This is a genomic window from Lentzea sp. NBRC 105346 (assembly GCF_030269605.1).
Classification (GTDB): Bacteria; Actinomycetota; Actinomycetes; order Mycobacteriales; family Pseudonocardiaceae; genus Lentzea.
The window spans coordinates 82983-104414 of record NZ_BSTQ01000017.1 but is presented as its reverse complement, the minus strand read 5'-3'; the positions used below and the strand labels follow the sequence as shown (position 1 = coordinate 104414).

At 69.3% G+C, this 21432-nt stretch carries 18 protein-coding genes; 9 read left to right on the top strand and 9 right to left on the bottom strand.

The genetic code is table 11. The annotated features are described in order from the left end of the window. The first annotated feature begins 13 nt into the window (after positions 1–13). Complete coding sequence (locus QSK35_RS31540) at positions 14–2026, top strand: UvrD-helicase domain-containing protein (RefSeq protein WP_285751234.1); 2013 nt, start codon at positions 14–16, stop codon at positions 2024–2026. 67 nt (positions 2027–2093) lie between these two features. Here the strand turns inward: QSK35_RS31540 and add (QSK35_RS31535) are convergent, their stop codons facing one another. Next, positions 2094–3107, bottom strand: a complete 1014-nt coding sequence (gene add, locus QSK35_RS31535; RefSeq protein WP_285751233.1) for an adenosine deaminase — start codon at positions 3105–3107, stop codon at positions 2094–2096. 116 nt (positions 3108–3223) lie between these two features. Then, positions 3224–4222, bottom strand: a complete 999-nt coding sequence (gene add, locus QSK35_RS31530) for an adenosine deaminase (RefSeq protein WP_352244163.1) — start codon at positions 4220–4222, stop codon at positions 3224–3226. 145 nt (positions 4223–4367) lie between these two features. On the opposite strand from add (QSK35_RS31530), the gene QSK35_RS31525 reads away from it, so the two are divergent. Both QSK35_RS31525 and QSK35_RS31520 read left to right on the top strand, forming a co-directional pair. Then, complete coding sequence (locus QSK35_RS31525; RefSeq protein ID WP_285751232.1) at positions 4368–6173, top strand: Xaa-Pro dipeptidyl-peptidase; 1806 nt, start codon at positions 4368–4370, stop codon at positions 6171–6173. Between the two features lie 252 nt (positions 6174–6425). Then, a complete protein-coding gene (locus QSK35_RS31520) occupies positions 6426–7439 on the top strand; it encodes a DUF4192 domain-containing protein (RefSeq protein ID WP_285751231.1) in 1014 nt (337 codons plus the stop codon). A gap of 2 nt (positions 7440–7441) precedes the next feature. Here the strand turns inward: QSK35_RS31520 and QSK35_RS31515 are convergent, their stop codons facing one another. The 4 genes from QSK35_RS31515 to QSK35_RS31500 are packed head-to-tail and all read right to left on the bottom strand — an operon-like array spanning position 7442 to position 12282. Next, complete coding sequence (locus tag QSK35_RS31515; RefSeq protein ID WP_285751229.1) at positions 7442–9433, bottom strand: alpha/beta hydrolase family protein; 1992 nt, start codon at positions 9431–9433, stop codon at positions 7442–7444. Beyond that, positions 9434–10396, bottom strand: a complete 963-nt coding sequence (gene galE, locus QSK35_RS31510; RefSeq protein ID WP_285751227.1) for a UDP-glucose 4-epimerase GalE — start codon at positions 10394–10396, stop codon at positions 9434–9436. A 24-nt stretch (positions 10397–10420) separates the two neighbouring features. Further along, a complete protein-coding gene (gene galK, locus QSK35_RS31505; RefSeq protein ID WP_285751226.1) occupies positions 10421–11593 on the bottom strand; it encodes a galactokinase in 1173 nt (390 codons plus the stop codon). Continuing rightward, positions 11590–12282: an iron-dependent transcriptional repressor DtxR gene (locus tag QSK35_RS31500; RefSeq protein ID WP_285751224.1), complete on the bottom strand. Its 693-nt coding sequence runs from the start codon at positions 12280–12282 to the stop codon at positions 11590–11592. Before QSK35_RS31500 ends, galK begins: the two co-directional genes overlap by 4 nt. An 86-nt stretch (positions 12283–12368) precedes the next feature. On the opposite strand from QSK35_RS31500, the gene QSK35_RS31495 reads away from it, so the two are divergent. Continuing rightward, on the top strand, positions 12369–13205 hold the full coding sequence (locus tag QSK35_RS31495; RefSeq protein ID WP_502881746.1) for a sulfurtransferase: 837 nt from the start codon (positions 12369–12371) through the stop codon (positions 13203–13205). Between the two features lie 8 nt (positions 13206–13213). Here the strand turns inward: QSK35_RS31495 and QSK35_RS31490 are convergent, their stop codons facing one another. Next, entirely contained in the window at positions 13214–13798 is a 585-nt protein-coding gene (locus QSK35_RS31490) for a hypothetical protein (RefSeq protein ID WP_285751223.1), read from the bottom strand. A gap of 136 nt (positions 13799–13934) precedes the next feature. Here QSK35_RS31490 and QSK35_RS31485 point away from each other — a divergent pair, with 136 nt between their 5' ends. The 5 genes from QSK35_RS31485 (at position 13935) to QSK35_RS31465 (ending at position 20204) form a co-directional block, all read left to right on the top strand. Next, the gene (locus tag QSK35_RS31485; RefSeq protein ID WP_285751222.1) at positions 13935–15107 is read left to right on the top strand and encodes an acetoin utilization protein AcuC; all 1173 of its coding nucleotides are present in this window, start codon (positions 13935–13937) and stop codon (positions 15105–15107) included. 4 nt (positions 15108–15111) lie between these two features. Beyond that, complete coding sequence (locus tag QSK35_RS31480; RefSeq protein ID WP_285751220.1) at positions 15112–17736, top strand: bifunctional acetate--CoA ligase family protein/GNAT family N-acetyltransferase; 2625 nt, start codon at positions 15112–15114, stop codon at positions 17734–17736. A 177-nt stretch (positions 17737–17913) separates the two neighbouring features. Further along, positions 17914–18747: a glutamate ABC transporter substrate-binding protein gene (locus QSK35_RS31475; RefSeq protein WP_285751217.1), complete on the top strand. Its 834-nt coding sequence runs from the start codon at positions 17914–17916 to the stop codon at positions 18745–18747. Between the two features lie 86 nt (positions 18748–18833). Continuing rightward, positions 18834–19595, top strand: coding sequence for a GntR family transcriptional regulator (locus QSK35_RS31470; protein ID WP_285751216.1), 762 nt, complete (start codon positions 18834–18836; stop codon positions 19593–19595). Between the two features lie 267 nt (positions 19596–19862). Beyond that, the gene (locus tag QSK35_RS31465) at positions 19863–20204 is read left to right on the top strand and encodes a hypothetical protein (RefSeq protein ID WP_285751215.1); all 342 of its coding nucleotides are present in this window, start codon (positions 19863–19865) and stop codon (positions 20202–20204) included. A gap of 75 nt (positions 20205–20279) precedes the next feature. Here the strand turns inward: QSK35_RS31465 and QSK35_RS31460 are convergent, their stop codons facing one another. Both QSK35_RS31460 and QSK35_RS31455 read right to left on the bottom strand, forming a co-directional pair. Then, positions 20280–20798 carry a hypothetical protein gene (locus tag QSK35_RS31460; protein WP_285751214.1) on the bottom strand — a complete coding sequence of 173 codons (519 nt, stop codon included), beginning with the start codon at positions 20796–20798 and terminating at the stop codon, positions 20280–20282. After that, the gene (locus QSK35_RS31455; RefSeq protein ID WP_285751213.1) at positions 20791–21348 is read right to left on the bottom strand and encodes a hypothetical protein; all 558 of its coding nucleotides are present in this window, start codon (positions 21346–21348) and stop codon (positions 20791–20793) included. The genes QSK35_RS31460 and QSK35_RS31455 overlap by 8 nt, the downstream gene beginning before the upstream one ends. Positions 21349–21432: the final 84 nt, after the last annotated feature.

Here is a 21432-nt window from a genome sequence, read left to right as displayed (position 1 = left end):
CACAGGGGGCAAGGTGCTGGCGAATGAACGGGCGAAAATCACCTCTTTGTACGAGAAGCTCGACCAGGAACGGAACAACGCGGCCGCTGAGCTTGACAGCGCGCTGAAAGGCGGCAAGGGCGGCGGCTGGGAACGCGAAGTGGCCGTCTCGACATGGTCGGCGCAGGTCAGCAGGTTGAAGGCGGCCGAGGAAGGCCTGTGCTTCGGCCGGATCGACGGTGAGGCGGGCGAGTCCACATATGTGGGCCGCGTCGGTTTGTTCGACGAGGAATACGAGCCGCTGCTCACCGACTGGCGGGCGCCGGCGGCCCGTCGGTTCTACACGGCGACCGCCGCGAACCCGGAGGGGATCGTGCTGCGCCGGCACTTCCACACCGCTGGGCGCGAGCTGCGCGATTTCCATGACGACGAGTTGTTGTCGGACATGACCGCGTTGCGGACGGCATTGGACGCACCGCGGTCGAGCGTCATGCGCGACATCGTGCAGACGATCCAGTCAGAGCAGGACGAGATCATCCGCTCGCCACACCAGGGCGTCCTGGTGATCGAGGGCGGCCCCGGCACCGGCAAGACCGCCGTCGCCCTGCACCGCGTCGCCTACCTGCTGTACGTGCAGCGGGAACGGCTGTCGCGCAAGGGCGTCCTGGTGGTCGGCCCGAACTCCGGATTCCTGCGCTACATCGGCGACGTGCTCCCGTCGCTCGGCGAGACCGACGTCGTGTTCGCCACGCCCGGCGAGCTTTACCCCGGCGTCGTCACCGCGGCGGAGGACACGCCCGAACTGCAGCGCTTCAAGGGATCCCTGCACATCCTGGACGCGCTGCACGCCGCGGTCGCCGATCGGCAGCAGGTCCCGGTGGACCCGATCCCGATCGAGCTGGAGGACGTGACGGTCCCCCTGGACGCCTACGTCGCCGCCGTCGCGCGGGAGAAGGCGCGGTCGTTCGACCTGCCGCACAACGTCGCGCGCAAGCACTTCTTCCTCGCGCTCGCCGAGGAACTGGTGCTGCCGGCGGTCGAACTGATCGGGTACGACTGGGCCGAGATCGAGGCCGACGTCCGACACGAGCTGCTGAACAGCCACTCGTTGCGGCAGGCGGTCGACGAGCTGTGGCCCGAGCTCACGCCCGAGCAGCTGCTCGCGGACCTCTACGCGGGCCGCTGCTTCCGCATCGGCATGTCGCGCCTGCACCGCGCCGACCCCACCGCGTGGACGGTGTCCGACATCCCGCTGCTCGACGAGCTGGCGGAGTTGCTGGGCACCGACGGTTCCGCCGAACGCGTCCTGGCCGAGACCGAGCGCGCGGAACGCGAGTACGCGGAAGGCGTGATGCAGATCCTCGACAACGACTACGAGATGTACGACGACGACTACACCCGCACCGTCGACTGGGTGACCACCCACGTCCTCACCGGCCGACACACCGTCGTCGACCACCGGACCCTCGCCGAACGCGCGTCGGCGGACCGCCAGTGGACCTACGGCCACGTCGTGGTGGACGAGGCGCAGGAACTGGCGCCGATGGACTGGCGCATCCTGATGCGCCGCTGCCCGGCAAAGTCCATGACCGTCGTGGGCGACCTGGCGCAACGCCAGTCGTCCGCGGGTGTGCGCGGCTGGGACGAGGTGCACCCCCGGTTCGAGTACCGGCGGCTGGAGATCAACTACCGGACGCCGGGTGAGGTCATGGACGTAGCGGCGCCAGTGCTGGAGGTCGTCGACCCGTTCGCCGTGGTGCCGATGTCGGTGCGGCGCAACGGGATCCGTCCGTGGTCCCGGTTCGTTCTCGATCTCGAGGAAGCGGTGCAGACCGAGCTGGAGATGCACACCACGGGCACGATCGCGGTGATCGGACCCGGCGGCCTCACTCCCAAGGAGGCGAAGGGACTCGAGTTCGACGTCGTCATCGTGACGGAGCCGCAGCGCATGTCGCCCAGCGAGCTGTACGTGGCGCTGACCCGCGCCACCCAGCGGCTGGGCGTGTTGCACACGGAGCCGCTGCCCTCGTGGTTGTGCTGGGAGTGAACACCGCCCCACGGGGCACCGAAACCGTCGGTGCCCCGTGGTTGGCTACGCGCAAGGGGTGCTCCGGTCAGGGGGACCCCTGCTTGGTGTGAGCTGAGATCTCGGTCAGCAGCTGGGTTTTGAGGGCGTCCGGCGCGAACGAGGCCGTCACGCTGTTGCGCGCGAGGTCGGCGAGCTCGGACCTGCCGAGTCCGAACTCCTGATGGCAGAACAGGTATTCGCTGTTCAGGTCCGTGTGGAACATGCCGGGGTCGTCGGTGTTGAGCGTGACGACGATCCCGGCGTCCAGTAGTGCGGGCAGCGGGTGCTCCCGCGGCGTGCGTACGACGTTGGTGCGCAGGTTGGACGTCGGGCAGACCTCGAGCGGGATCGCGTTGTCCGCCAGGTGTTTCAGCAACGGCGGGTCGGCGATCGCACTGATGCCATGCCCGATTCGTTCCGCGCGCAACGCCCGCAGCGCCGCCCAGATCGTGGCCGGGCCGGTCATCTCACCCGCGTGCGGGACGCAGTGCAGGCCCGCGTCGCGGGCGATGTCGAACGCCCACCGGTAGCTTTCGCGGTCGCGGCCCGCCTCCTGGCCCGCGAGTCCGAACGCGACGGTTCCCTCAGGACGTTGGCGCAACGCGAAGTCCAGCGTCGCCTGTTCCTCGCCGGGCGTCCGCAGGCCGGGGATGTCGAAGATCCACGCCAGGTGCACGCCGTGGACGGCGAGCGCTTTCCGGCGGCTGGTCTGCAAGGCCTCCTTGAGCTCGTCGGGTGCGACGCCCGCGTCGATGTGGCTGACTGCGGACACCGTGACCTCGGCGTAGCGGACGTTGTTGAACGCGAGGTCCTCAGCGAGACCGTCGACCAGCGACGACACGTCCTCGCCGGTCTGCACCAGGCTGTTGACCTTCACGTACACGTCCACGAAGTGATCGAAATCGGTGAACTCGTAGAACTTCCGCAGTTCGGTCTCGTCGGTGGGGACACCGGCCGACGGGTGCCTGCGAGTCAGGGTGAGGACGGTGTCGGCGCTCGCGGCTCCCACCAAGTGGACGTTCAACTCCGCCTTGGGCAGCCCGAAGATGAACTTGTGCATGACGAATCCTTCGTTGGATGAGACGTGGACAGAGGTGGTGTCCAGGTCTCACCAAGCGAGATCGCCGCGCTCATGGTCCTCCCCATAGAGGGGCAGGGGCACCATGAGGTCCATGCCTACAACGTAGCAATCTCCGCCAGGATCGCGCTCTTGGTTTCGGCGCACGCGAAAGACGCGTGCACCGCGGCCTTCGCCAGATCCTTCAACTCCTCGCGGCTCAGCCCGAATGTCTCGTGGCACAGCAGGTACTCGCGGTTGAGGTCCGTGTGGAACATGCCGGGGTCGTCGGTGTTGATGCTCACCGGCACGCCCGCGTCGAGCAGACGGGGCAAGTGGTGCTCGGCGATGGATTTCGTTACGCCCGTGCGGAGGTTGGACGTCGGGCACACTTCCAGTGGAATCCCGTTGTCCGCGAGGTGCTTCAACAGCGTGGGGTCGGTGACCGCGCTGACGCCGTGGCCGATCCGTTCCGCGCGCAGGTCGCGCAACGCCGCCCAGATCTCGCTCGCCGGGGTGGTCTCGCCCGCGTGCGGGACGCAGCGGTAGCCGGCGTCGCGGGCGCGTTCGAACGCCTCGCGGAACTTCGCGCGCGGCGCGTCCGCCTCGAAGCCGCCGAGGCCGAAGCCGACCGAGCCGGCCGGTCGGTACTTGATCGCGTAGTCGGCGCTGGTCAGGCCGAAGTCGCGGTCCCACACGCCGGGGATGTCGAAGATCCACGCCAGTTCGACGCCCAGGCCCGCTGCCGTCGTGCGGCCACGTTCGAGCGCCTCGGTGAGTTGCTCGGGATCGATACCGGCCCGCAGGTGGCTGGTCGCGCTGACCGTCACCTCGGCGTAGCGGACGTTGCTCCGCGCGGCGTCCCGGGCGAGTCCCTCGACGAGTGTGGTGACGTCCGCGCCGGTTGTCACGAGATCGTTGACCCTGGCGTAGACGTCGATGAAATGGCGGAAGTCGGTGAACTCGTAGAACTTCCGCAATTCGTTCACATCGGTCGGGACCGGGCCGCCGGGGTGGTTTCGCGCCAGCCTGAGAACGGTGTCGAGGCTTGCCGCGCCGACCAGGTGGACGTGAAGTTCGGCTTTCGGCAACGCGGCGATGAAGTCGGAGATGAGCACGCCTGATGGTCTCAGGTCAAGGGGTCGTTCGTCGGGTGTTTTCCATCATTGTCCAAATAGGACTTGGGCATGGCTTGACATGTCTTGTGGACGAAGGGAAAAGTGCGGTCCATCCCTGTTCAACTGCCCATTTTGGGGGTCCCTCGTGAGGGGTGCACGAAGAGTCGCGACGCTCGCGGCCGTGCTGGCACTGCCGTTCTGCCCTGCGGTGGCGTTCGCGCAGGACGGCCCGGTGTTCAAGGACGGCGAGGCGCAACCCGTCTTCGACCCGAAGGACGTGGTGAAGGAGAGCCTGTGGGTCCGTGCCCCGGTCGACAGCGACCGTGACGGCAAGGACGACGAGGTGTACACCGAGGTCGTGCGGCCCGGTGCGACGCAGCGCGGGCTCAAGGTCCCCGTCGTCTACATGGTCAGCCCGTACTTCTCGGGCGGCAACGACGTGGCGAACCACAACGTCGACGTCGAGCTGTACGTGCCGGACAAGCGGACCGGCGCGGTGCGCAAGGCGACCGAGGACGAGCGGCTGAAGGCGGCCGTCGGCCCGCAGCCGATCATCTCGACGCGTTACCAGGACTACTTCATCTCGCGTGGCTACGCGGTCGTCTACGCCGAGTCGCTCGGTACGGGCAAGTCCACGGGCTGTCCGACGTCGGGTGGGCGCAACGAGACCATCGGCGCCAAGTCGGTCGTCGACTGGCTCAACGGCCGGACCACCGCGCGTGACGCGGCGGGCGCCGCGGTGACGGCGGCGTGGTCGACCGGCAAGACCGGCATGATGGGCGTGTCGTACAACGGCACCCTGCCCAACGCCGTCGCGTCGACCGGTGTCCGCGGGCTGGAGGCGATCGTGCCGATCGCGGCGATCTCCAGCTGGTACGACTACTACCGCGCGGACGGCGCGGTCGTCGCGCCCGGCACGTTCCAGGGCGAGGACGAGGACGTGCTCGCCGAGTACGTCTACACGCGGGCCGACCGGGAGATCTGCAAGCCGGTCATCGCCGAGGTTGCGCGTGACCAGGACCGGATCACCGGCGACTACAGCAAGTTCTGGGACGAGCGCAACTACGTCAAGGACGCGCGCAATGTCCGGGCCGGCGTGCTCGAGGCGCACGGCCTGAACGACTGGAACGTCAAGATGACGCACGCCGAGCAGTGGTACTCGGCGTTGAAGAAGTACGGCGTGCAGCACAAGATCTGGCTGCACCAGTCGGCGCACACCGACCCGGATACGCTGCGGTCGCCCGAGTGGCGGCGCACGTTGAACCGCTGGTTCACCCACTACCTGTGGGGTCAGGACAACGGTGTGGAGAAGGAGCCTCGCGCGACGATCCAGCGTGAGGACAAGTCGTGGGTCGACGAGGCCGAGTGGCCCGCGCCCGGTACCTCCGAGGTGCGGCTGAAGCTGACGCCCGGTGGTTCCACCAAGGGCGGTATCGGCCTGTGGTCCCAGGGGCGTGCGGTGGAGAAGCTGACCGACGACGCGACGAAGACCGCGGAGTCGCTCGTCGACCTGCCGTCGTCGCCGAACCGGTTGTCGTACTCGTCGCCGGCGGTGAAGAAGGACGTCCGTATCTCCGGCAAGTCGACGGCGGCGCTGCGGATCGCGTTCGACCGGCCCGCGGCGAACGTGACGACGCTGCTGGTGGACCGGGCGCCCGACGGCAAGTCCTCCGTGATCACCCGTGGGTGGACCGACCCGCAGAACCGGGTGGACCCGGCGAAGACGAAGCCGATCACGCCTGGGCAGTTCTATGACGTCGAGGTGCCGATCGTGCCCGACGACTACGTGCTCAAGGCGGGGCACAAGCTCGAGTTCGTGCTGATCTCCAGCGACTACGACTACACGCTGCGGCCCAAGCCCGGTGCCGGTCTGGCGCTGGACCTGTCGCGGACGACGATCAAGCTGCCCGTGGTCGGCGGCTGGGGCGCTCTGTTCCACGCCGTCAGCTGATCTGTTGATCTGGTGAGGGGCGCGGTCACTTCGGTGGCCGCGCCTCTTTTGTGCTTCCTCGGTGGAGTCCTGCCAAGCTCTCGCTGGGGTCCCCCGCGAAGGGGGATCCCTTGCTGCAATTCTCCCACACCCCACCGACAATCCCGGCCCGCAAGCGGCTCCAAGATCTCGACTTGTCCACACCCGCCGAGTTGTCCACAGCCCGCGAACAAAGCCCATCTCCGCGCCATCCCGCAGAGCAAAGTGGTCGCCATGACGACCCCACTCCTGCCCCCGGTCGAGGTCCACGTGGAAGGCCCCGAGGACCTCATCGCCTCCGTCCCGCACGTGCTCGGCTTCCACCCCCGCGACTCGCTGGTGGTCATGGCCATGCAGCAGAGCAGCCTCACGTTCACCTTGCGTGTGGACATACCACTGGCCCGACATCGCCGCGGTCTGGCGGAACAACTGCTGATGCCGATTCGCGCGCAGCAGCCGACCAGCGTGCTGCTGATGGTGTTCGGCGGCGGCAAAGCCGATCCCGCGGGAAAGCCGCCGCACGCCAAGCTGATCGACCTGATGCACAGCGCGTTGTGCTCGGTCGGTGTACCGCTGGCGCACGCGATCTGGGTGCGGTCGTGTCAGGCCGGCGAACCATGGATCTGCTACGCCGATCCGGAGTGCAGCGGAACCATGCCGGACCCGAACACGTCCCCGCTCGCGGCGGCGAGCGCGGCCGCGGGCAACGTCACGTTCGCTGACCGGTCCGACGTCGTCGCGCTGGTGGAACCGGTGGGAGACGACGTGCTGACCCGCAGGTCCGAGTTGCTGGACAAGGCCGTTGACGAGCACCAGAAGGAGACGGCAGCCGGCATTCGCCTGGTGCGGGACACCATCGGCCGCGACACGCCGTTGTCCGATGACGAGGTGGTCGCGCTCGCGATGGCGCTGTCGGATCACCGCGTGCGCGACGCGTGCATGACATATGCGATCGGAGACAAGTCACAGGCGGCCGAACGGTTGTGGCTGGAGCTCACCCGCGGCTGTCCCGCGCCCGAGCGAGCCGAACCGGCCACCCTGCTCGCCGTCAACGCCTACCTGCGCGGTGACGGCGGCCTGGCGTCCGTGGCGATCGAAGCCGCCGAGGCCGCCTGTCCGGGACACCGCCTGGCCGGGCTGCTCCGCTCGGCGTTCGACTGCGGCCTCGCGCCCGCCCGCATCCGCGACCTCGTGCTGGGTGCCGCGGATGAGGCGGCCTGGTTGTTGCGGTCGGGCGACGAGGAATGAGGTCAGAGCAGCTCCGGGCGCTCCCACCCCTGCTCGAGCACGTGCTCCGCGAGAAACGCGAAGATCGTCTCGTACCAGATCCGGGCGTTGCCGGGCGTGAGGATCCAGTGGTTCTCGTTGGGGAAGTACAGGTACTTGGCCGTGACCCCGTGGCGGACGAGGTCGAAGTAGAGCCGCTGTCCCTCCCCGATCGGCACCCGGTAGTCCTTGTCGCCGTGGATGACGAGCATCGGCGTCTTGATGTCGGCGACGCGCAGGTGCGGCGAGTTGGCCCGGATCTGCTCGGGCTGGGTGAGCGGGTCACCCATCTCGCGGATCCAGTAGAAGGACGAGTCCGTGGTGCCGGTGAAGGCGTCGAGGTTCCACAGCGAGGCGTGCGTGACGATGGCCTTGAACCGGCTGGTCTGGGTGGCGATCCAGTTCGCCATGTACCCGCCGAAGGAGCCTCCCATCGCCGCGGTCCGCGACGAGTCGATCGCAGGGTGCTCCACGGCCGCGTCCGTGATGGCCATCAGGTCGGTGTAGGGGGCGCCGCCCCAGCGGCCCCAGCCGGCCTTGATGAAGTCCGGGCCGTAGCCGGTGGACAACGCCGGGTCGGGCAGGAGCACGGCGTAGCCGCGCGCGACCATCAGCCACGGGTTCCAGCGCCAGCTCCACCCGTTCCAGCTCATCACGGGGCCGCCGTGCACCCAGAGCAGGAGCGGCGCGGGCCCGTCGGAGTCGGGCAGGGCGAGCCAGGCACGGACGGTCCGGCCGTCCTCGACGGTCACGGAGATCTCGCTCAGGGTGCCCGGCAGCGAGTCGACGGCGCCGGGCGCCTGCAGCCGCACCGGGTCCTGGTCCGAGGTGGACGGGTCCATGCGTACCGGCTGGGGCGGGTGGTCCACCGAGCTGCGCAGCGCGAAGAGAGCCGAGCCGTCCGGCGCGACGCGGACCTCGGTATAGGAGCCGGAGACGGTGAGCTTGGTGATCTCGCCCGACGCGAGGTCGAGCCGCCACACCGGCTGGTGCCCGAGGTGACTGCTGACGAAGAAGACCGAGCGACCGTCCGGGCTGACGACCGGGTGCTCCGGCTCCTCCGCGAAGTCGGGCGCGAGGGGGGTGATCTCGCCGGTCGCCACGTCGATCCGGACGAGCCAGTGCCGCGTCGGCGAGTCGTAGGTCGACTCCCGCGCCTGCACCGTGATCACCGCGGCGGAGTCCGGGGTGAACGCCGACTGGTAGAAGGAGTGACCGTCGATATCGGCGAGCACCCGGTCGTCGCTGCCGTCGGTGGCGGCGACGCGCAGCACCGTGCGGCGGCCGTACGAGGCGCTCACGTCGATCTCGTGCCCGTAGACGACCCAGCGGCCGTCCGGGCTGATCGCGAGGTGCTCGTCGATCCGGCCGTCGGCGTCGGGCGTGAGCTCGGCGGGGGAGTCGAACGGCACGGACGGCGCGGTCAGCAGCCGCGGATACGCGGGGCCGAGGTCGGCGTCCCAGTACCGAACCGGGTAGGACTCGTGCAGGATCGCCGTGACCCCCGCGTCCTCCCGGGCCTTGCGCTTCGCGTCGTCGGCCTCCCCGAAGCCCACGAACCGGTGCGCGGACGCCGACAGGAGCACCGTGCCCGCCTCGCGGGCGACGAGCACCTGGTTGACCCCGCCGCCGGGCCGGAACACCTCACTGGCCTCGCCGGACACCGGCAGCTGCCAGAGGGCGGTCTTGTCGTTCGTGTCGCCCGGTTTGGCGGCCGGATCGGGCCGCTTGGACAGGAACAGCAGAGATCCGTCCGGCGTGAACACGGGGTTGGAGTCGCTCTTGGACGACCGGGTGAGCCTGCGGGCCGGACGTTCCCCGCGGGGATCGACCTCCCACAACGCGCCCTGCCACGTCTTGCCGTCCGGCGCGATCTCCGACACCACCGTCACCAGCCGGTCCCCGTCGGGGGACACGGCGAGCGAGGCGATCCGGGATGTGGCGTTGAAGCTGTCGAGCGAGGCGAAGTCTGTCACTCAGGCTCCCTGCCGAGACCGGGTGAACTCCCATGCGTCGCGGACGATGCCCGTGATGTCGGCGCGCTCGGGCTTCCAGCCGAGCTCGGTGCGGGCCCGCTCGGCGGAGGCGACGAGCACGGCCGGGTCGCCGGCGCGGCGCTCGGCGACGATCGCCGGGATCGGGTGGCCGGTGACCTCGCGGCAGGTGTCGATGACCTGCTTGACGGAGAACCCGGTGCCGTTGCCGAGGTTGTAGATCCGGTGCTCGCCGGCGACGGCGTTCTCCACCGCCAGGAGGTGCGCGTCGGCGAGGTCGGCGACGTGGATGTAGTCGCGGACGCAGGTGCCGTCCTCGGTGGGCCAGTCCTCACCGAAGATCTGCACGTGCTCCCGCTGGCCGAGCGCGACCTGGAGCACGATCGGGATGAGGTGCGTCTCGACGGCGTGCCGCTCGCCGAACTGCCCGTAGGCGCCGGCGACGTTGAAGTACCTCAGGCTCGTGGCGGCGATGCCGTGCGCCTGGGCGTAGGACGTGATCGCATGGTCGATCGCGAGCTTCGTCGCCCCGTACGTGTTGGTCGGGTGGGTCGGCGCCGTCTCGGGGATCGGCACCTCCCGCGGCTCGCCGTACGTAGCGGCAGTCGACGAGAAGACGAGCTTCGCAGTGCCATGTTCGTGCATCGCATCAAGCAGACGAATGGCGGTCAGGACGTTGCCCGTCCAATACTTGCCGGGGTCCTGCATGGACTCGCCAACGAGCGACTTCGCCGCGAAGTGGAGCACTCCGTCGAAGCCTTCTGCGAGGACGTCCCCGATGACCTCGGCGATGTCACCCTCGATGAACCGAGCGCCCGCCGGGACGGCGTCCGCGTGCCCGGTGGACAGGTCGTCGAGCACGACGACCTCGTGCCCAGCCTCCAGCAACCGCGCCGCACACACGCTGCCGACATAGCCGGCACCACCCGTCACGAGCAGCTTCACCGCGTTCCTCGCCTTCCTGGGAAATCAGCTGTCCCGGCCCGCACCCGCGGACGGCACCGCGGTGAAGAGCCGTGGTCTGGTCAGGGAACGGGCCGCGCACTCGGCGACCACCGCCCGCTCCACGTCGTCGTGCAGATCCACCGGCACGAGCGCGATCGCCGAGCCGCCGAACCCGCCACCGATCATCCGCGCCCCGAGCGCGCCCGCCGACATCGCCGCTTCCACGGCGACGTCCGCTTCTTTCCACGAGACCCGGTAGTCGTCCCGCAGGGACGCGTGGGAGGCGGACAGCAGCGGCCCGACCTCGGTGAGCCGTCCGGCCCGCAGCAGCTCGACCGTCTGCAACACCCGGTCGTTCTCGGTGACGATGTGCCGCACCAGCGGCCGGAGCTCGTCGGGGAGCTTGGCCAGCGTCTCGGCGAGCTCGGTGACGTCCACGTCGCGCAGCGCCGGGATCCCGAGCAGCGCGGCCGCCCGTTCGCAGCCCGCGCGCCGGGAGGCATAGCCGCCGTCGGTGTTCGAGTGGCTGGCGCGGGTGTCGATCACCAGCACCTCCAGCCCGCTGGCCGCCGCGTCGAACGGCACCTGTTCCGACTTGCCCGACCGGACGTCGTGGAACAGCACGTGCGCCGAGACGCACATGAGCGACGCGGTCTGGTCGAGCAGCCCGGTCGGCGCACCGACGAAGTCGTTCTCGGACCGCTGCACCCAGCGGGCGATGTCGGGCCGCTCGGGCGACAGGCCGGCGAGCCCGAGCAACGCCAGCGCGACGGCGCACTCCAGCGCGTGCGAGGACGACAGCCCCGCACCCGCGGGCACGTCGCCGGCGATCACCAGGTCCGCGCCGGTGCGGACGCCGTGGTCGCGCAGAACCCACGCGACACCGGCCGGGTACGCGCCCCACCCGGACACCACGCCCGGCGCGAGGTCGGCCACGGCGACGGGCTCGGCGTGTTGGCAGCCGCCGTCGTCGCCGAGCGTGCTGACGGTCAGCATCCCGTCCGCGCGCGGCGCTGCCGCGACCGCGATGCGGTGCGGCAGTGCGAAGGGCAGCACGTAGCCGTCGTTGTAGTCGGTGTGCTCGCCGATCAAGTTCACCCGGCCGGGGGCCGACCAGACACCCGCGGGAGCGCGACCGTGCAGGCGCGTGAACTCACCGGCGGCCTTGGCGGCCGGGGTCTGCGGACCTGAGGTCACCGGGCGAGTACCAGGACGGCGTGCGCCACCGACGGCTCGAGCTCGGCGGTGTTGCCGTTGCCCCTGACCTGCACGACCTTGCCCGAGCCGAGCGAGTCGATCTCGACCGTGCCGCCTGGCACGACGCCGGCCTTGCGCAGCTCCGCCATCAGGTCCGGGTCGAGCTGGACGTGCTCGGCGATGCGCCGCACCTCGACGCGCCCGCCGCCGCGGCGGGCCACCTCGTCGACGCGGATGAGGTCCGCCTCCGCGGGCGGGGCGGGCTCGCCGTCGCCGAGCTTGTCGAGGCCGGGGATGGGGTTGCCGTAGGGCGACGTCGTCGGGTTGCCGAGGAGCTTGACGAGCTTGCGCTCGACGGCCTCGCTCATGACGTGCTCCCAGCGGCATGCCTCGCTGTGCACGTGCTCCCACTCGAGGCCGATGATGTCGACCAGGAGGCGCTCGGCGAGCCGGTGCTTGCGCATAACCGCGATCGCGAGGTTGCGGCCCTGCTCGGTGAGCTCCAGGTGGCGGTCGTCGGCGACGACGACGAGGCCGTCGCGCTCCATCCGCCCGACGGTCTGGCTCACCGTCGGGCCGCTCTGGCCCAGGCGCTCGGCGATGCGGGCGCGCAGTGGCACCACGCCCTCTTCTTCGAGCTCGTAGATCGTGCGGAGATACATCTCCGTGGTGTCGATGAGGTCGTTCACACCCGCTCCCCTTCGTATGGTGTCAATGTTAGTCGCATAGGTGGTCTTGCCTGGGACAAGGGCGTCGGGTTCGGCAGGATGCGCGTGTGGACCCCTTGATCACTCCTGAGACCCTCGCCGAAGCGATGAAGTGGGGAGCCGGCCTCGCCCTGCTCGACGTGCGGTGGCGCCTGGGCGGCCCACCCGGTCGTCAAGACTACGAGGCGAGTCACATTCCGAGCGCGGTGTACGTCGACCTCGACACCGAGTTGTCGGACCCGCCGGGCACCGCGGGCAGGCACCCGTTGCCCGACCCGGACCGGCTGCAGGAGGCGCTGCGGCGCGCTGGCGTGCGCGAGGGCGCTCAGGTGGTGGTCTACGACGCCGGCGACGGTTCCGTCGCGGCCCGCGCGTGGTGGCTGTTGCGGTGGGCGGGGTGCCGGGAGGTCGCCGTGCTCGACGGCGGGTTCGCCGCGTGGCAGGCGGCGGGGTTCCCGGTGACCGACCACGTGCACGACCAGGAGCCGGGGGACTTCGTCGTGCGGCCCGGCCACATGCCGGTCGTCGACGCCGACGGCGCCGCGGCGCTGGCCCGCGAGGGCGTCCTGCTCGACGCGCGGGCGCCGCAGCGGTATCGGGGTGAGACGGAGCCGATCGACCCCAAGGCCGGGCACATTCCCGGCGCGTTGAACGCGCCGTCGAACGAGCACGTCGGCGACGGCGGCCGGTGGCTTTCGTCCGACGAGCTCGACGAGCGGTTCGAGTCGATCGGGGTGAAGCCGGACCAGCCGGTCGGCGCCTACTGCGGATCCGGGGTCACCGCGTCGTCGGTCGTGCTCGCGCTCGAGGTCGCGGGCATCACCACGCCGGAGAACCCCGCGGTCCTGTACGCGGGGTCGTGGTCGAACTGGTGCGCCCTCGACCGCGAGGTCGAGACCGGCTGACGGCGGCGTCAGGCGTTGGGGAGGCGTTCGAAGCCGAGGGTGGCGAGCTTGAGGGCGATGCCGCACGAGTCGATGTCGTCGACCTCGAGCACCTCGACCACGTAGGCCGGGGTGATGGCCTTCGGGTCGTCGGTGAGCATGATGACGACCTTGCAGCCGCCTTCCTTGTCTTCGATCTGCCACGCGGTGTTGCCGCCGACCTCGAGCGCCTTCTTGTCGGCCGGCAGGTCGTCGGCGAAGCCGATGATCTCGCTGACGACGGCGTAGGGGTTCTCGGTGCTGAGGACGCAGCCGCTGCCGCTGGCCTTGCCGCCGATGGCGGCGGCGATGTCGGCGGGCTTGAGAATCTCGCAGACCTCGTAGCCGGTCGTCTTCTTCTCGACCTTGATCTTCACGTCGCCGGAGCCGCTCGACGACTTGCTGGTCGTCGTCGGCGCCGTCGACTTGGTCGACGTCGGCTTCTTCGACGAGGTCGTCTCCGAGACCTCCTTCTGCGCGCCTGCCACGGCCGTGCCGCCGATGCGCTGGGCGCATCCGGTCACACCGAGAGCCAGCGTCAGCACGATGAGCGCGGAGGCGAGTCGCAGTTGCATGTGGATTCAGACCCCTGTCCGGACAGTTCGGTTCCCCGACCGAGCGCGGTCACTCTAAGTCGCTGAAACGGGCGATCGGGGATCGGCGACCAAGCTGTGATCACCCGATAGGCCGATTGGTCGGTAGGTTGCGGTCATGGGCAAGCCAGTCAGTGTCGTGTGGGATTCGTCGTTTCTCGCGTACGACCTGGGTGGTGACCACCCGCTGAACCCCGTTCGCCTTGATCTGACCATCCGGCTGGCCACCGCGCTCGGTGTGCTCGACGGTGTCGACGTCGTCAGCCCCGAGCCGGCGACCGACGAGGAGATCGAGCTGGTCCATCGGCCCGGCTACCTGAGCGCGGTGCGGGCCGCGCCGACGGCCGGCTGGGACGTCGGGCACGGGCTCGGCACCGCGGACAACCCCGTCTTCCACCAGATGCACGAGGCGTCGGCGCTGGTCGTCGGCGGCTCGCTGGCGGCGGCGCGGGCGCTGGCGAGCGGGGAGGTGGATCGGGCGGTCAGCATCGCGGGCGGGCTGCACCATGCCATGCCGGATCACGCCGCCGGGTTCTGCGTCTACAACGACTGCGCCGTCGCGATCGCGTGGCTGCTGGACAACGGGTTCGACCGGATCGCGTACGTCGACGTCGACGTCCACCACGGCGACGGCGTCCAGACGGCGTTCTGGGACGACCCGCGCGTCATGACGATCTCGTTGCACCAGCATCCGATGAGCCTGTGGCCGGGTACCGGGTGGGCGACCGAGGTCGGCGGCGGCGGGGCCGAGGGCAGCGCCGTCAACGTCGCGTTGCCCGCCGGGACGTCGGACAGCGGGTGGTTGCGGGCGTTCCACGCGACGGTGCCCGCGCTGCTCGACGCGTTCGAGCCGCAGCTGATCGTCACGCAGTGCGGGGCCGACACGCACAAGGAGGACCCGCTCGCCGATCTGCGGTTGTCCGTCGACGGGCACCGGGCGATATATCGCATATTGCGTACTGCGGTCACCAAGCATCAGGCGAAGTGGCTGGCTCTGGGCGGCGGCGGGTACGAGTTGCTGCGCGTGGTGCCGCGGAGCTGGACGCACCTGCTGGCGACCGTGCTCGACCGCGACGTCGACCCCGACGTGCCGCTGCCCGCCGAGTGGGTCGCGCACGCGACGCGGATCGCGCCGAACTGGCCGTTGCCTGCGTCTATGTCGGATGGGTGCGACCCTGTTCACCAGCCGTGGGGCGGCGACACCGAGGACCCGGTCGACCGGGCCATCCGGGACACCCGCCGCGCGGTCTTCCCGCTGCACGGACTGGACCCCGACGACCCGAGGGACTGATGACGTGTCGGACCCCTTCGACTACCCGCGGCACTGGGAAGCGGACGTCGTCCTCAGCGACGGGGGCACCGTCCACCTGAGACCGATCACGCCGAAAGACGCCGACCAGCTGCGAGAGTTCCACGGCCGGCTGAGTGAGCGGACGCGGTACTTCCGCTACTTCGGGCCGTACCCGCGCATCCCGCAGCGCGACCTCGACCGGTTCACCACCGTCGACCACCACGACCGGGTGGCGCTCATCGCGCTGCTCGGCGACGACATCGTCGCCGTCGGCCGGTTCGACCGGCTGAACAACGGCGACTCGGCCGAGGTGGCGTTCGTCGTCGAGGACGCGCACCAGGGCAGGGGACTGGGGTCGATCCTGCTCGAACACCTCGCCGCGGCCGCCAAGGAGACCGGGCTGAGCCGGTTCGAGGCCGAGGTGCTCGCCGAGAACGGGCAGATGGTCCGCGTCTTCCGCGACGCCGGCTACCAGGTCAAACGCGCCTTCGAGGAGGGTGTGCTGCACCTGGAGTTCGCGATCGACCCGACCGACGAGTCGATCACCATCACCAAGGCGCGCGAGCAGTCCGCCGAGGCGCGTAGCGTGCACAACCTGCTGCACCCGAGGAGCGTCGCCGTCATCGGCGCGTCCACCGACCACACGAAGGTCGGGCACGCAGTGCTGACGAACCTCCTCACCGCCGACTTCGCGGGCCCCGTCTACCCGGTCAACGCCGAACACCGCAGCGTGCGCGGCGTGCGGGCCTACCCATCGGTGCTCGACATCCCCGACGACGTCGACCTCGCCGTCGTCGCCGTGCCCGCCGCGAGCGTCGACGGCGTCATGGACGCCTGCCTCGCGAAAGGCGTCAAGGCGCTGGTCGTGGTCAGCAGCGGGTTCGGCGAGACCGGCCCGCACGGGCTCAGCGCCGAACGCCGCCTCGCCGCCGAGGCACGCGCCCACGGCATGCGCGTCGTCGGACCCAACGCGCTGGGTGTGCTCAACATGGACCCCAAGGTCCGGCTCAACGCGAGCCTGGCGCCGAAGCTCCCGAAAAAGGGCCGCACCGGGTTCTTCTGCCAGTCGGGCGCGCTCGGCACCGCGATCCTCGCGAACGCGGCGAGCCGGGGACTCGGCCTGTCGACGTTCGTGAGCGCGGGCAACCGCGCCGACGTCTCCGGCAACGACCTCCTCCAGTACTGGGAGACCGACCCCGCGACCGACGTCGTCCTGCTCTACCTCGAGAGCTTCGGCAACCCGCGCAAGTTCGCCCGCCTCGCCCGCAGGCTCGGCCGCACGAAACCGATCGTCGCGGTCAAGTCCGGACGGCACGCGGTCATGCCCGCACTCGCCGCCACGGGTGTGCCCGTCGACGAGGCCAGCGTCCAGGCGCTGTTCGAACAGGCCGGCGTGATCAGGGTCGAGTCGCTGGCCCAGATGTTCGACACCGCCCTACTGCTCGCGCACCAGCCGCTCCCGAAAGGCCCGCGCGTCGCGGTCGTCGGCAACTCGACCGCGATCGGCGTCCTCGCCGCCGACACGCTCCTCGCGCAAGGCCTCGAACTGGCCTGCGACCCCGTCGACGTCGGCGCGCAGGCCGACCCGGAGGAGTTCGCCAAGGCCGTCCAGGCGGCGCACGACCGGGCGGACACCGACTCGCTCGTCGTCGTCTTCGTGCCACCGATCGCGGTGCCCGGCACCGCCTACGCCCGCGCACTCAAGGAAGCGGCCACCAGCAAGCCGATCGTCTCCACGTTCCTCGCCGTCGAGGGCATCCCCGACGAGCTGGCCGTGCCCAGCGGGCGCGGCTCGATTCCCAGCTACCCGAGCCCCGAACGCGCCGCCCTCGCCCTCGCCCGCGCCACCCGGTACGCCGGCTGGCGAAGCTCGCCGCAGGGAACCTTCACCAGGCCCGACGACGCCGACACCACGACCGCACGCTCCATTGTGGACACCGCACTGAAAGACGAATCCGAGGTCCAGATCGACGACGAGACCGCCGTGCGCCTGCTCGCCTGCTACGGCATCGACGTCGTGCCGTTCCGCATCGTGCACTCCGCGGGCGAGGCCGTCGAAGCGGCCGTCGAACTGGGTTTCCCGGTCGCGATGAAGTCCACCAGCGAACGCCTGCGCCACCGCACCGATCTCGTCGGCGTGCGCCTCGACGTGGCGGGCGCGGAGTCGGTCCGCGCGGCGTATGCCGATCTCGCCGAACTGTCCGACTCGGACGGTGTGTACGTGCAGCGCATGGCGCCCAAGGGAATCTCGTGCGCGCTCGGGCTGCAGGACGACCCGTCGTTCGGCACGCTCGTGTCGTTCGGACTCTCCGGGCTCGTCAGCGATCTCCTCGGCGACCGCGCGTACCGGGCCGTGCCGCTCACCGACACCGACGCGGCGGCACTCGTCCGCGCACCGAAGGCCGCCCCGCTGCTCACCGGCTATCGCGGCGACGAACCCGCCGACCTCGACGCGCTGCAGGACCTGATCCTCCGCCTGGCGGCGCTCGCCGAGGACCTGCCCGAGATCCGCTGCCTCACGCTGGAACCCGTGCTGGCCTCCGCCGCGGGCGCCTACGTCAGCAGCGCCAAGATCACCCTGGGGCCGCGGCCGTCACGGCACGACGCGGGTCCCCGGCGGCTGCGGTGACCCGGAGTGAACGATTCTGTTGTCTCTATTCGCACGTGGGTATGGACACACGTCGGATCGCCGCCTAGGTTTCCCGGAATCGCCGAGAGTTCGACCCGGACGACGTCGTCCGCATGCAGTCGCGTCGGCGCACGCCCGCAGAACGCAAGCAGCGAACGCAAGTCGAAGAGGGAGAGAATGACGCCCGCCGCGGTCCTTCGCCTGGTAGCCGGAACATCAACGGCACTGCTCCTCCTCGCCTCGTGCGGTTCCTCCGATCAGACCACGCTCATCGGCAAGGCCAACGCCACCGATCGGCTCACCATCGCGGTCTCCTACGACCAGCCGGGCATGTCGGTGCGCCGCCTCGACGGCACGTACAAGGGCTTCGACGTCGACGTCGCCAAGTACATCGCCAACGAGCTGGGCGTCTCCGAGGACAACATCACCTGGCGGGAGGCCCAGACGGGCTCACGCGAGACGCTCCTGACCTCGGGGGAGGTCGACCTCGTCGTCTCCACCTACTCGATCACCGAGAAGCGCAAGGAGCTCGTCGACTTCGTCGGCCCGTACTTCGTCGCCGGTCAGGACCTCCTGGTGCGCTTCAACGAGAACCGCATCGAGGGCCCGAAGTCGCTGAGCAAGGACCTGCGGCTCTGCTCGACCGCCGGCTCCACCTCCGCCGCGTACGTCAAGGACCAGTTCGCCAAGGACGTGAAGCTGGTCGAGTACGCGAAGTTCAGCGACTGCGTCACCGCCCTGCTCGCGAGCAACGTCGACGCCGTCACCACCGACGACGTCCTCCTCGCCGGCTACGCCGCCCAGAACCCCGAGCTGCTGCGCGTCGTCGGCGCGCCGTTCAGCAAGGAGGAGTACGGCATCGGCATGCACCGCAACGACCCGACCAGCAAGGCGAAGGTCGTCGGCGCGGTGCGCAAGATGATCAGCAGCGGAGCCTGGCGCAAGTCGCTCGAGGACAACATCGGCTCCTCCGGTTACAAGATTCCGGACCCGCCGCAAATCAAGGACTAGGCGGATCAAGGATTAACAGTTCGGACCGTGAGATCGCTCGCACGGTGAGTGACGTATGCTCACAAGACGTGAACCGCGTTCCGTCAGTGCCTCAACGCCACCGTGCCGACAGACCGGTTCGTGCCGGGGTCCCCGAGCACGGGCGGGTGCCGCGCTACTACGCGGTGAAGACCGAGCTGTTCGAGCTCGTCGAGACACTCGGCGAGGGCACGGTCCTGCCCTCGGAGCGGGAGCTCGCCGAACGATTCTCGGTGTCCAGGGTGACGTTGCGGCAGGCGGTGAGCGAGCTCGTCCTCGAGGGCAAGCTGATCCGCCGCCAGGGCAGCGGAACCTTCGTCGCACCGCCGAAACTCGTGCAACCGTTGTCGCTCGTCAGCTACACCGAGGGCATGCGCAGGCAGGGCGTCGAGCCGTGCCGCACCGTCATCACCTTCGAGCCGGTGCGCGCGGACGACCAGCTGGCCCGCGACCTGCTCCTGGAGCCCGGCGACCCGGTGTTCCACCTCGAACGCGTGCTCATCGCCGATGAGGAACGCATCGGACTCGAATCCACGTATCTTTCGGCCATACGTTTCCCCCGGCTGCGCGAGGAGCTCGACCCGGCCGGGTCGCTCTACGCGCATCTCACCGAACAGCTCGGCGTGAGCTTCCTCGACGCCGAGGAACGCATCGAGACCGTGCTCGCCACACCGCGCGAGGCGTTGCTCATCGGTACTAACCCAGCGTTGCCGATGTTGTTGCTGCACCGAGTCTCCTACGACACCGACGGTCACCCGATCGAACGCGCCCGTTCGCTCTACCGCGGCGACCGGTTCAGCTTCATCGCGCGCCTGCACGCCGAGTCCTGACCGTCCACAAAGGATTGGGCGGTATTTCCGGCTTGCCGCATTCACCCGGCGATGAGCATCTCGACGAACCAGGTGTGCACGCCGTGCATCCGATCCGGCTACGTCCGTGACGCAACCGGAACAGCGAAATCGACAGCGGGTCACGAGAAAATCCGAGAACGCCGGAAGGAACCGCCCGTTCGCACTCGTTTGCCGGACAACTCCCGGAGGTACTGTTGTTGGAACGTACCCAGATGCCGCAACGGTGCGGAGGGAGCGGGGTGTGCCGTGACCTTCAAGGCCGAGTTCCTCGCCGAGCTCGAGGACTGTCTGCGCGGCTATGGCGCCGTTCCGGTGAGTAATCCCGACGCCCTGGCGTTCTTCATCGAGTTCGTGCGTGCGATGCCCGACCACGACAAACACCTGCGCTGCCTGGAGGGCGTCGACCAGGGTTCCGGGTCGTTCTGGAACAATCCCGCGGTGTGGTGGGAGCAGGTGCCGAGGTTCGGCGCCGGGCGGAGCAAGTGGGGCGCCGCGGACTGCCGGCGGCTGCTCGACGACATGCTCGACGAGGCCATCAGCGACGAGATCGACGTGCTGGAGATGGAGATCCGCGAGCTCCCCAGCTGACCGAAAGCCGGCGAAAGACGCGCACCGGCGCCGTGACCTGTTACGGCCACGGCGCCAGGTATTGCGGAGTTGGGCTCAGACGGACAGCAGCTGCTGGAAGAACACGCGGTACTGCTGCAGTGCGAGCCTCAGGTCCTCGGTCTGCGGCTCACCGCCGCGCGACCACTGCTCCTCCAACGACCGCTTGTGTTCGGCGAACGTCGAAGCGAGGGTCTGCATGACCTCGGCGACCAGCTCGTCGGCCTGCCGCACGGCTTGCTGCGGGTCGTCGACGAAGTCGGTCTGCAGGGACCGCCAGTTCTCCCGGAACCGGTCGGTGTCTTCGCGGTCGAACAACGGGGTCCGCTGCTCGGAGTCGGTGCGCCCAGAATCGATTCGCTCAGAATCAGTGCGCTCAGGGGTGTCCTGCCGCATGGTGCCGGAGTCGTCCGGCTCATGCTGCGCGGGAATCTCGTCGGTCCCCGACTCGGAACGGAACTCGGGCTCCTCGGAACGGAACTCGGACTGCTGCTCCGGGAAGTCGCGCTCCGGAGTCTCCTGAGTCCGATCCTGCTGGGCCAGGTCCTCGGTGGTGACGGCGCGGTGCTCAGACATCACTCTTCTCCTTCCGGGAGCCGGTGCGGAGCAGGTCCTCGAACAGGCTGCGGTAGTGGACCATCGCCATCCTGAGGTCCTCCGTGCTGGCCTCACCGATCTCCTGGCGTTCGGAGATGTCGTGCGCCTTGCGGTAGTGGTCGAGCGTCTTCGCGTGCTCGACGGAGAGCACGCTCAGCTGCGCCTCATAACCCTCGGTGGGGTATCCCCGTTCGGCCATCAGATCCGTGACCAGACGGTCCGCGTCCGTGACGGCCTTCTCCGGAGAGTTGACGAACTGTTCCTGCAGCACCGCCCAGTGCCGCGAGTAGCTGTCCTGCGCGGAGGGCGAAAGCGGTCGCAGTTCGAACTCCGAGTGCTTCTTCTCGCGCTCGGAGAGCTCCTTTTCCGCGCTGAACCGGTTGTCGCTGTCGGCGACGGTGCGGTCGTATTCCGGCCCGAACCGTTCCCGCAGCCGCTTGCGCTGCGCGAACTTCATGGCGGCGAAACCCGCCAAAGCGAGCACGACCAGCACCGCGATCACCAGAACGATCACGCCACCGGTAGACATCGAAACCTCCTGGTTGGCCAAGATCGTTGGCCGGTAAAGGAATCTGATGTCTACCGGGTTTCCCTGTCATTGCGTGAACAAACT

Bases quoted from the DNA above. Each gene is read 5' to 3' on its own strand.
- add (WP_285751233.1), bottom strand. From the start codon at position 3,107: ATGCACAAGTTCATCTTCGGGCTGCCCAAGGCGGAGTTGAACGTCCAC.
- QSK35_RS31520 (WP_285751231.1), top strand. From the start codon at position 6,426: ATGACGACCCCACTCCTGCCCCCGGTCGAGGTCCACGTGGAAGGCCCC.
- QSK35_RS31490 (WP_285751223.1), bottom strand. From the start codon at position 13,798: ATGCAACTGCGACTCGCCTCCGCGCTCATCGTGCTGACGCTGGCTCTC.
- QSK35_RS31485 (WP_285751222.1), top strand. From the start codon at position 13,935: ATGGGCAAGCCAGTCAGTGTCGTGTGGGATTCGTCGTTTCTCGCGTAC.
- QSK35_RS31475 (WP_285751217.1), top strand. From the start codon at position 17,914: ATGACGCCCGCCGCGGTCCTTCGCCTGGTAGCCGGAACATCAACGGCA.
- QSK35_RS31460 (WP_285751214.1), bottom strand. From the start codon at position 20,798: ATGTCTGAGCACCGCGCCGTCACCACCGAGGACCTGGCCCAGCAGGAT.
- QSK35_RS31455 (WP_285751213.1), bottom strand. From the start codon at position 21,348: ATGTCTACCGGTGGCGTGATCGTTCTGGTGATCGCGGTGCTGGTCGTG.